The following is an 11,083-nucleotide window of genomic DNA, read 5'->3' as shown; positions in this document are numbered from 1 at the left end:
CCTAATTTTGCATCCATAGTTAAACAATACTAAGTAACCTTTATTAAATTTTTAATTATTATGAATTCATTTACACACATTGGATTGCGATCTCGGTTCCTACTGGTGCTGATGATTGGACTTATCTTACCGACGTTGTCTGTATGGGGACAGAATACAACAATTACAGGTAAAGTAGTTGATCCGAAAGGAGAACCTCTTGTAGGCGTTTCGGTTTTGGAACAAGGAACAACGAATGGTACGGTTACCGATATGAATGGTCGGTATAGTATTGCAGTACAGAAAGAATCTTCTTCCCTCCGATTTAGTTATATGGGATTTGATAATCAAGAAATTGTTCCGGGTAAACGCCGCGTGATTGATGTTATATTAACGGAAAATTCGGTGGTAATTGACGATGTAGTCGTGATTGCCTATGGAACTAAGAAACGCCGTGATATGATAGGATCTGTTTCTAAAATTAAAAGTGAGGAAATGTCACTAATGCAAGGTGGTCGCTTTGAAAACTCTTTGCAGGGACTGGCTTCTGGTGTACAAGTTGTGAACGATGGCATGCCGGGTAGTACTCCACAAATTAAGATTCGTGGTATTGGTTCTATTGCGTCGGGAAGTGATCCGCTTTGGGTTGTTGACGGTATTGTGGGCGGAGGTTCTACAATGGTGAACTCAAACGATATTGAGTCAATAGAGGTGTTGAAGGATGCTGCTGCAACCGCTATTTATGGTTCTCGCGGTGCAAATGGTGTGATTATTGTTACAACGAAGAAAGGAAAAAAAGGCGGACTTAAATTTGATGTTCATTATGAAGGTGGTATCACTCCTATTACTAATTCGGATTTAGGACTAGCTAATACAAAAACTTATTTTGATATAATGGATGAGGCACGTGCTAATGTCGGGCTAAATCCACTTGACCCACAGAAAGATATAATTGAACCGTATTATTCCAATTGGACTTCTCCGATCACTCGTGAAGAAGCAATGAATACAGATATGGACTGGGTTGATCTGGTGACTCGTATGGGACATTTCCATGATATAAATGTGGCTTTGAACCAAGGAGGAGAGAATTCAACGACTTATGCATCTGTTAATTATCGCTCAGATGAGTCTAGTTTGAAAGGACTCAGTATGAATTCGGTTAGTGCACGTTTGAACAATGAATTTAAAAAAGGTATTGTGACTTTAGGAACCCAGTCTTTTTTGAAGTTCGACCGTAAGAAATCTACAAATAAGTGGGCAGTGGTTTCTGATAAATTCCCGTGGCGAAAAGTGTATGATCCGGAAGACCCTACAGGGTATTGGAATCCGCAAATGGCAGATGGGCACCCGACAGCTACACTTGATAATGATTATCAGTTGAGTACAGGTGAGAACTTTAGTTTCCGTACTACTCTTTATATGGATGTTAACTTGAAATGGATAAAAGGTCTTGCTGTCCGCGCAGATGCAAGTTATGGATATGGACTGGCGCAAAGTGATTATTGGTTATCTGGCTTGATTAACAATACTGGTAATGTGGATGGTAATCAAGGTAATAAAAGTAAAAAAACAACTAAATCTCAACAATATCATGCCTTTGCCAAATACAATCGTGAGTGGACAGATCATGGTCTGGATATTGTGACAGGTATTGAAGCAAACAGGAGCTACACGGATAATGCTGTTGTAGCGGGTAAAAATTTGAGTGGTGAATTTCAAGAGCCTAAGATTATTGGTACTATGCTGGGAAATAATAGTGCTTATATAGGAGGTGAAAGCTATACATTTAGTTTCTTTAATCGTATCGATTATAAATTCAAACAGCGTTATTTGATTGGAGCGTCATTTGTACGTGAAGGATCGTCTAAGTTTGTGAAGGAAAATCGTTTTGGAAATTTCTATTCAGTTTCTGGAGGTTGGATTATTTCTGATGAACCCTTCATGCGCAATGCTGATTTTATTTCATTATTGAAATTACGTGGTAGCTATGGTGAGACTGGTAATCAGAATATACCCTCGGAAGTAACGAAGAACTCTTATAGTATAAAGAGTAAGCAATACTATAATAATATGCAGAATATGTTCCTTTGGAATATTGCTAATAAAGCAGCAAAATGGGAAAAGAATAAAAGTATCGACCTAGGGCTTGACTATGCACTATTCAACAATAAGATAAATGGTTCTATAGCATATTATCGTCGTACAACAAGTGACATGCTGATGCGTGTGCAATTACCTGCTTCTGCTGGTATAACCAATAGTGGGGGAAATGCTGAAAATAATTCGATGTGGGCAAATGTGGGTTCTATGTATAATCAGGGATTTGAATTTGATATTAATGTAACTTTAGTCAAGAAGGACTTTGAATGGAGCATGAACTATAATTTAACAACAAACATGAATAAGGTAACAGCTCTTGATGCGAGTGTTGATGCTAAAGGAACGGGTATTATTAATACACGTCCGGGAGCAATAACGAAAAAAGATCTAGCTTTAGGTACTTATTTTATGGCGGAATGGGCAGGAGTTGATCCGGAAAAAGGTATTGGTATGATTTATGAAATAGATCTTGATCGTTACAATAAGACTGGTGAGACGGTGAAAACTGGAAAGTTGATTCCTGCAACTCAATCAAATGTGAATAAACATCGTATTATCCAAGAGGGTAAAACAGCTCTTCCTAAGGTGTATATGGGATGGACAAATAACTTTAAATATAAAGCATTTGATTTATCATTTATGTTTTATCTTTCTTTAGGCAGTTATACTTTTAACTACCATAGATATACAAAATCATTTGTAGGGGATGGACGTAATAATATGACTGCTGATCTTTATGAGAAGTCATGGAAGAAACCGGGAGATATTGCAGAGTATCCGCAACTTCGTTGGCAGGATAAATATAATTATGATGATAATGGAAATGATAAACAAAATGTGACTTATATAAAACACGATGCTGGTCACACTAAGTATCTGGAGAAAAGTGCTTATTTGCGTTTGCGTAATTTGACTTTAGGATATACACTTCCACAAAAAATCTGCTCAAAAATAAATATTGATGCTCTAAGAGTTTATGTTTCAGCCGTCAACCTTTTTACTATTACCTCATTTAATGGCTATGACCCTGAAGTCAGAGTAAAAGATCAAACAGGTGCAAATGCGCAAGGGGCTATATTTTCCGGTAGTGAGATGCCGCAAACTCGTATATTCTCCGCAGGTATTAACTTTAAATTTTAATTAAATATTTGAATTATGAAAGCAATAAAAAATATAATAATAGCCTTATCCGGTATGGCAGTTCTTGCTTCCTGTGATATGGATAATTTTTTTGAACTGGAGCGTCCAGAGTCTAATCCTTGGTTATCGGTTGATGACTTGGAATATTCTGTTGCTGATCCATATAATACTCTTTTTCAGAATCCTAACTGGCAGGCACCTATCGGTATTATCCCTTACTATCAAGAATTGGTAGCTGATTTGTCTACGGTTAATCCGCAAGGTGCTTATGAGCAGGAAGCACTTTATTGGTATCCTCGTCAAATGTCTACTTTCGATGTTACAGGGCAACAATTTGAGAAGACATTTTCAATATTATATCGTTCTGTAACAGGAGCTACCTCTCCATTGACTTATATTGAAGAAAAGGAGAAAAACGGGGAACCAGTTTTTGCTAATATGACTGAAAATGATAAGAAGACATTGGCACGCCAGACAGGAGAACTTTATTTTATGAGAGGGTATACTTATTGGTTGATTAGCCGTGCTTTTGTTGCTCCTTATGATCCGTCAGGCGGAGACGGAAATAATCGTAAGTTTATTCCATTAATTAATAAACTTGATTATTCACAAGAGTCTGCGCGTAATCCTTATATGGGTACAGTGAAAGAGGTGTACGATCAGATGTTGTCTGATTTTACTAAGGCTAAGAATCTGATGCCTGAAGATTATTTTGTACGTGGTCGTGCTAATAAATTTTCAGCTGCTATGATGTTGATGCGTGTAAAATGGTTGATGGGGGATAAAGATGGAGCATTGGAAGAGGCCAATTTTGTTATTACTAAAGCAGAAGCCGGAATAGCTCCTTTTGATTTAACAGAAGAACCGATTGTGGCTTTCAATCGGAATGCAGAACAACAATATACAGTAGATCCTATATCAAGAGAAGTAATGTTTGAGTGTGCATTTACTGAAAGTAATCAGGGAAATAATGTTGCTATTCCATTAGCTCGTATGTGTAAAACGGGAATTTATAATTTCAAATCAAAAACATTCGATGCTAGTGATAAACTATGGTTGGATGGAGCACGTGGCAGTCAAAACTGGCAACATGGTGGTTGGGCTTGTGCTTATTGGAATCCTCGTTTAATTAAGTATATTGGCTGGGCGGTAACAGATGATCCTATGGATTTGGTGAATTATACTCCAAGTGCAGAAGCTTTGGCTGATAAAAGATTTACTCAATTGCATTATTTTCTGAAGAATTATACAGACGGAGGGGATAAGACTATACATGAAATGGCATATAATAAAACAAAATGGAATGCTTTTTGGAATGATAAATATTACCGGGCTCCGTATGGTAAGTATTCGCAGGTGCCATTGATTCGTTTGGCAGAAGCATATTTAACGCGTGCTACTTTAGTTCTTTCCCAAAATGCATCTCAAGCTTTAGGGGATGTGAATAAAATTCGTCAGCGTGCTGGGTTATCTTTATTGAAGAGTGTGACTGAAGAAGATATAGAAAAAGAAAGAATTAAAGAGTTAGGCTTTGAAAATGGTGATCGATTGCTTTATCTAGTAGCTATGCAAAAGATAATTGATGGCCAGAAAAGAAATCCGGGAGCTGTCTATGAAAACCCTAATACGGATGGTGATCCAATTCCTGCAATGAATCCTCCCTACAGTAATATGTATGTTCCATTACCTTCTATCGAATATTTATATTCAGGGTCTTATCAGCAACCTTGATAGATAAGGTTTTAAAAGAAATGCCGCTATCACAAAACATAGCGGCATTTCTTTTTAGTAGCGATTCTATCATTTTCTGTATTTCTTTATGTATTCAGAAGGGGATAAACCATATTCGGTTTTGAAACACTTTCCAAAATAAGATATCTCATTAAAACCACATCGGTAGGAAACTTCAGTGACTGTATATTCCGTGTTTTGAAGCATGTCAAGTGACGTTTTTAGCCGTATATCAAGAATGAGTTTACTTGGCGACATACCTGTTACCGCTTTGATCTTGCGGTATACTTGTACGCGACTCATGCCAATTTCTTCGCTGAATTGGTCGATGGAGTAGGATGGATTCTCTATGTTCTTGTTTATTATTTCCATAACTTTTTTCATAAACTTTTCTTCCATAGCACTATAAACAGAGGTTTCTTTTATTTCTTGTAATTCTGCATTGATTGATACCATTTCTGTTCCATATCGTTCTGCAAGTTTTTTTCGATTGATAAGTAGGTTGGCAACGCGTACAATTAATAATTCCGGGTCAAATGGCTTCATGATATAATCGTCAGCCAGTGATTCATAGCCTTCACGCACTTGTGATGAGGTGACACGGGCTGTGAGTAATATTATTGGAATATGTGAAGTTACCATATTATTTTTAGATAATCTGGTAAATTCGATGCCGTCCATATATGGAGTCATAATATCGCTAATGACCAAATCGGGTATTTGCTTTTGTTCTATTTCATAACCTTCTTTGCAATTTACAGCAGTATAGATATTATAGTATTTACTGAGTAATGACACAAGATAATTGCGTACATCTTCATTATCTTCTATAATAAGTAAAGTCATTTCCTTAGAGATAGTATTCGGCTGCGATATTTCGCAAGGATTGACATCTGTTGCGATAAGTGCTTCTACATCTGAATAAGCATGAGCAGATTTAATTATTTTGTCTTTACTAAGGAGTTGATTTTCTGTATAGCTATCTTTACCTAATGGGAGGGTGAAAGATACAGTCATTCCATGTCCTTCTTTATTATCTATCCAGATGCGTCCACCATGTAGTTCAATGATACTTTTAGTCAGGTTTAAACCAATTCCGCTTCCCAATACTTTCTCACCGGCTTGGAAGAAAGCTTCAAAAATGCGGGGCATCATATTGGCAGGGATTCCAGAACCACTATCTTCTACTTTAATCAGAAGAGCCTTTCCTGCGGGGAGATTTAAGCTCTCGGGCTTCTGAATATCTTCAGAATTGGTTTCCATACTTGATATGATAATGTATCCTCCATTAGGAGTATGTTTTAAAGAGTTGGAGATTAAGTTAAAGAAGACCTTTTCTAGTAGAATGGCGTCAAACCAAATGTCTGTTGAAGAAGTGGTATCATTAAACTCGATGGATATGTTTTTCTTTTCGGCAACGGGCATAAATAATCTGATAATTTCAGGTATATAAGTTCCTAGATTATAATTGCCAACATGAAGCTGCATTTTCCCGGCTTCAAGTTTGTGAAAGTCCATTAAACGGTTTACTAACCATAATAAACGTTGGGAATTACGATTGATAAGCTCCAATGATTGGCGATATTCTTGAGGCATATCTTCTTTATGCAATAAGTCTGTGAGTGGAGCAATAATTAAAGTCAGTGGAGTACGTAGTTCATGTGAAAAATTGGTGAACATTTGTACTCCCATATTATGGCTAAGTTCGATATTCTGTTTTTCCATTTGCTTTAATTGAAGATCCATTTTTAGTTGTGCTTCCCGGGTTTTATAGCGTATAAATAGCGCAATCATGCTAATTGTAAATGCGAGGTAGAATAAGTAAGCATACCATGTTTTCCATAAAGGAGGGGTGACTGTAATTGATAATGAAGCATTTCCATTGCTCCATATTCCGTCATTATTGCAAGCTTTTACTTTAAAAATATACTTCCCCGGAGGAATATTGGTATAGTTTACACTCCGTTCATGCGTCGGTTCGGACCATCCTTTGTCAAAGCCCTCAAGCATATAGGAGAACTTATTGTTGGAGGCAAACACATAACTAAGTGCAGAGAATTTGATAGTGAATGATGTTTGGTTGTACTTTAATTTGATTTTCTGGTTAGAGATATTCACCCATTGAGCTGCTTTATTATCCTCCAGATAATCTGCCCAAATTCTCATTTTGGTAATATATACAGGAGGGATAAATGTATTTTTCCTAAGTAATTGCGGGTTGAATGAGAGAAAGTGATTATTTCCACCTACATAAAAAATGTCGGATGAGCTCTTTAAGCAAGCATGTAAATTGGTTTCCAGTAAAGAATATCCATTTTTATTGTCCCAGTTAGTGAATGTTTCTGATTTAGGATCAAAACATGACATTCCTTTTAATGTAGATACCCATAATTTCCCAGTATTATCTGCTACAATGCTGTTAATTGCATTATTCGGAAGGCCATTTTCTTCATTATATATAGTGAAATGTTCTTTGATGTTGTTATATAATCCTACACCTCCTCCATAAGTTCCTATCCATAGATTTTCGGATGAATCGGTATAAAGTGTACTGACATGATTACTTGGAATAAATTGATCGGGGCTTTTCTCTTCACTTCCGAAATGTTTTAATTCATGAGTTTGCGTGTGATAACGATATAGGCCGGCAGCACGGGTTCCCATCCAGATATAAGGACCTATGGCTTTTAAATCTTGTACGTTGATAATAGAAAGTTCTGTAGCACGTCCCTTTACTGGAAAAGATTCTTCTAATAGGTCGTTCTCCATGTGATAACGTAATACAGGGCTGTCTACCCCTAATGCAATCCAATAAATATTATTGTTATCTTTTGCAATACACCGTACTTGGTTATAAGGAAAATTAGGTATTTCTTTTATTATACGCCGAGTCTCCATATCATAGAGATAAAGTCCACAATAATAAATACTGATCCATAAAAGATGATCTCCCTCCTTCTGTATATATTTTACTTCATTGTTTGTTATCGAGCGAGGGACATGAAGTGGACAGTATTCATAACTCTCGTCCTTGGGGTTATAAATGATTAGACCACCATCTGTTCCTAACCATAATTTTTCTTTGTATTCTACTATAGCATTAATGTTTCCAATACTTTTCTGGAGTTTATATTCAGGCCTATGGGGGATAAAAAAATTGCTATATGGTGTATATAAGTTAACTCCTCCTCCGTAAGTGCCAATCCATATATTGTTGGCTTTATCCCGATATAGGGAGATTATAGTGTTTTCACTTAAACCACAACTTTGTTCCCGTTGATAATAATTGATTAGCTTGTTTGCATGTCGGTCATAAATCAGTACTCCTTCTCGGGTGGCAAGCATAAGATTTCCTTCTTGTGTTTCTACAATGTAGTTAACTTGAGAATTATTAAAGTTTTTACCATTCTCCATAGTTAGATTAGCGTCTACGAGTTTACGGTTTTCGCGGTCAAACCATTTTAGTCCGGAGTCCCACATGCCTACCCATAGACGTCTATCATTGTCCTCATATAAAAAGTAGATTTTATGTTTATCACCAAATTGAAAGCGTTCTGTGACGTAGGTTACAGGATTCATGATGCATAATGTATTGTTGATAAGATAACAGATCTCGTTTTGACTATTTTGCATAAGCCAAAAAACTGATCCATTGGTTGAAATGGGAATAAAATCATCAGTCTCCTTATTATATAGATTGAGGCCTTTCATACTACCCACCCAGATTCTTTTTTGATTATCACATAACAAATGTTTGATACAGTTATCTGATATGGTATATTGGTTGGCAGGATCATGAAAATATTGAGTAAATGTATTTGAAGATACATTGTAACGATTGAGACCGCTATGAGTTCCTATCCATAAGGTGCCAGGAGATTCTTCAATAATGGTAGTAACATCACTACTGGATAAAGAGTGTGGCTGACCGTCAGCACGAAAAACCTCGAACTCGGTACCATCAAATCGGTTTAGCCCATCTCGTGTGCAAAACCACATAACCCCATTACTATCTTCCAAACTACGTATAACCGTGTTTTGTGAAAGTCCATTGCTTACATTATAGTTCTGAAACAATATGTTGTTATCTTGTGCTTTGCAAATGGAAATAAAAAAAAGAAAAAAGATTAATGTAATGTTTTTCATGTCTTGATAGATATTTTTAATAGAAGCAAATATAATTTGTTTGCAAGTAACTCGCAAACAAATTTAAGGTTGAAAATGCAAAACGTAACCTACGTGATAGTAATGTAACCAGAGTCGGACTAAAGATACATGTATAGAGAAGATTGAAACATGATTGTTAATGGATTAAAATAATGAGTGCTATTTTTGTAGCATGAAAAACAAAGTGAAATGAATTATGAAAAACTCTTTTTTAATAGTTATTGTTACGTTGATGGTATCCATGTTCTTTTCTTGTACAAAAGAAAAAGTAACAGCAAATTCGGTTAGTGAGGTTTATGAATTTCAAGCAGTAGATACAACTTGGAAGCTTTTGACTTTACGCGAAAAAATAGGGCAAACAATGTTGATGTTGCCTGATCGTGAGATGGAGCTCAATCTGGGAGAAGGGGCATTGGAAACGTACTTCAAACGTTATCCGATTACTGGGTATTTTATGGGTTGGAAGTTGTTTACAGGAATTCCGGAGGAGAAGCGGGTTGATTTTGTTCGTAGTTCTGTTGAGGAGTATCAGAAGGCATCAGAACTACCTTTATTATTTCAGCAGGATTATGAATCAGGAGTAGGACTTCAAGGTATGACTCCTTTTCCAAAAGAGATGGCATTGGGAGCTACAGATTCTCCGGATTTAGCTTATAAATATGGCAAAAGTGTGGCACTGGAGTGTCGTTCACTAGGTATAAACTGGGTGTTACATCCGGTCGCTGATTTAAATGTGAATCCATTGAATCCTATTGTAAATACGCGTTCTGTTTCAGATGACCCTGAAAAAGCAATTTGTTTATTATCTGAACAAATTAAAGGGTTGCAGGATAATTCTATAGCAGCTACAATTAAGCATTTCCCGGGAGACGGGGTCGATTATCGCGATCAGCATCTAATGACAACTGTAAATTCTTTGCCCGAAGATATGTGGAAACAGTATCATGGAAAGGTTTTTGCAGAATTGATTAAAAAGGGAGTTGCATGTATCATGCCTGGGCATATTACTTTACCTTCATATCAGAAAGAAAAGATAAATGGTTATTTACCTCCGGCGACTTTATCTCATGAACTATTGACTGATCTATTGAAAAAAGAGATGCATTTTAATGGAGTTGTGGTGTCGGACGCAATGACAATGGCAGGTTTTCGAGGATGGTATAAAAATGATTTAGAAGGGCAAATTGCTAGTTTTTTGGCTGGGGTAGATATATTGCTATGGCCTTCCTACGAATACATGGATTCGGTGGAAGTACGGATTCAACGTGGTGAAATACCGATGGAACGATTGGATGATGCCGTTCGTCGCGTATGGGCGATGAAAGAACGCTTTGGGCTATTAAAGAAAAATAGGGAATTAATACGTTCGATCTCCACAAAAGAAAAGTCTGAAATACGGGAAGCTTCCAAAGAGATTACAGAGCGTTCGATTACTTTAGTCCGAGATGAAGACCATAAGTTGCCACTTTCTTTGGAAAAAGATAAAAAACTGTTGTTGGTAGCTGTAACTCCCGTAGCTCATAAAGGTAATGATCGAGACTTTAAACGATTACAAAATTTGCGTGATGAGTTTGTAAAGAATGGTTTTGATGTTGATTTCCGACGTAATATACTTTATGAAGATCAGGGGTGGCAGGATAATGCGACAGAACTGTATGATAAGGTAATCTTTTTAGTAGCAAGGAACACGCATACTCCGTTTGGACCACTTCAATTATGGGATGATGAGGCTCAATCCGTATGGGCTGCCAACTCTATGGATAAAAGTAAAGTGATTGTTATTTCATTAGGTAGTCCTTATATTGGAAATGAATATTTTGAGCGTGTTAAAACTTATATAAATACCTATTCGAATGATGCTTCCACGCATTCAGCTTTATTACGGATATTAATAGGGAAGCTTCCTTTTAGAGGTAAATCACCAGTTGATTTGGAACGTAAACTATTTACATTTTAATCATTA

Annotated in this window: 4 protein-coding genes; 3 read left to right on the top strand and 1 reads right to left on the bottom strand. The window is 36.6% G+C overall.

All coding sequences use genetic code 11. From position 1 onward, the window contains the following. Positions 1-60 precede the first annotated feature (60 nt). Together H8796_RS00950 and H8796_RS00945 are read left to right on the top strand one after the other, a co-directional pair. Positions 61-3,222: a SusC/RagA family TonB-linked outer membrane protein gene (locus H8796_RS00950; protein ID WP_117936233.1), complete on the top strand. Its 3,162-nt coding sequence runs from the start codon at positions 61-63 to the stop codon at positions 3,220-3,222. 15 nt (positions 3,223-3,237) lie between these two features. Next, positions 3,238-4,953, top strand: coding sequence for a RagB/SusD family nutrient uptake outer membrane protein (locus tag H8796_RS00945; protein ID WP_117936231.1), 1,716 nt, complete (start codon positions 3,238-3,240; stop codon positions 4,951-4,953). Positions 4,954-5,022: 69 nt separating this feature from the next. On the opposite strand, the gene H8796_RS00940 is transcribed toward H8796_RS00945, so the two are convergent. Then, positions 5,023-9,099 (bottom strand): two-component regulator propeller domain-containing protein, encoded by a 4,077-nt coding sequence (locus H8796_RS00940; protein WP_117936229.1) that lies wholly within the window; start codon positions 9,097-9,099, stop codon positions 5,023-5,025. A 217-nt stretch (positions 9,100-9,316) separates the two neighbouring features. Here H8796_RS00940 and H8796_RS00935 point away from each other — a divergent pair, with 217 nt between their 5' ends. Continuing rightward, positions 9,317-11,077 carry a glycoside hydrolase family 3 protein gene (locus tag H8796_RS00935; protein ID WP_117936227.1) on the top strand — a complete coding sequence of 587 codons (1,761 nt, stop codon included), beginning with the start codon at positions 9,317-9,319 and terminating at the stop codon, positions 11,075-11,077. The last annotated feature ends 6 nt before the right edge of the window (positions 11,078-11,083 follow it).

This window comes from Bacteroides sp. M10, assembly GCF_014334015.1.
Lineage (GTDB): Bacteria > Bacteroidota > Bacteroidia > Bacteroidales > Bacteroidaceae > Bacteroides > Bacteroides intestinigallinarum.
Note: the sequence above shows the minus strand (reverse complement) of the source record. Positions and strands in the feature narration are given on the sequence as shown.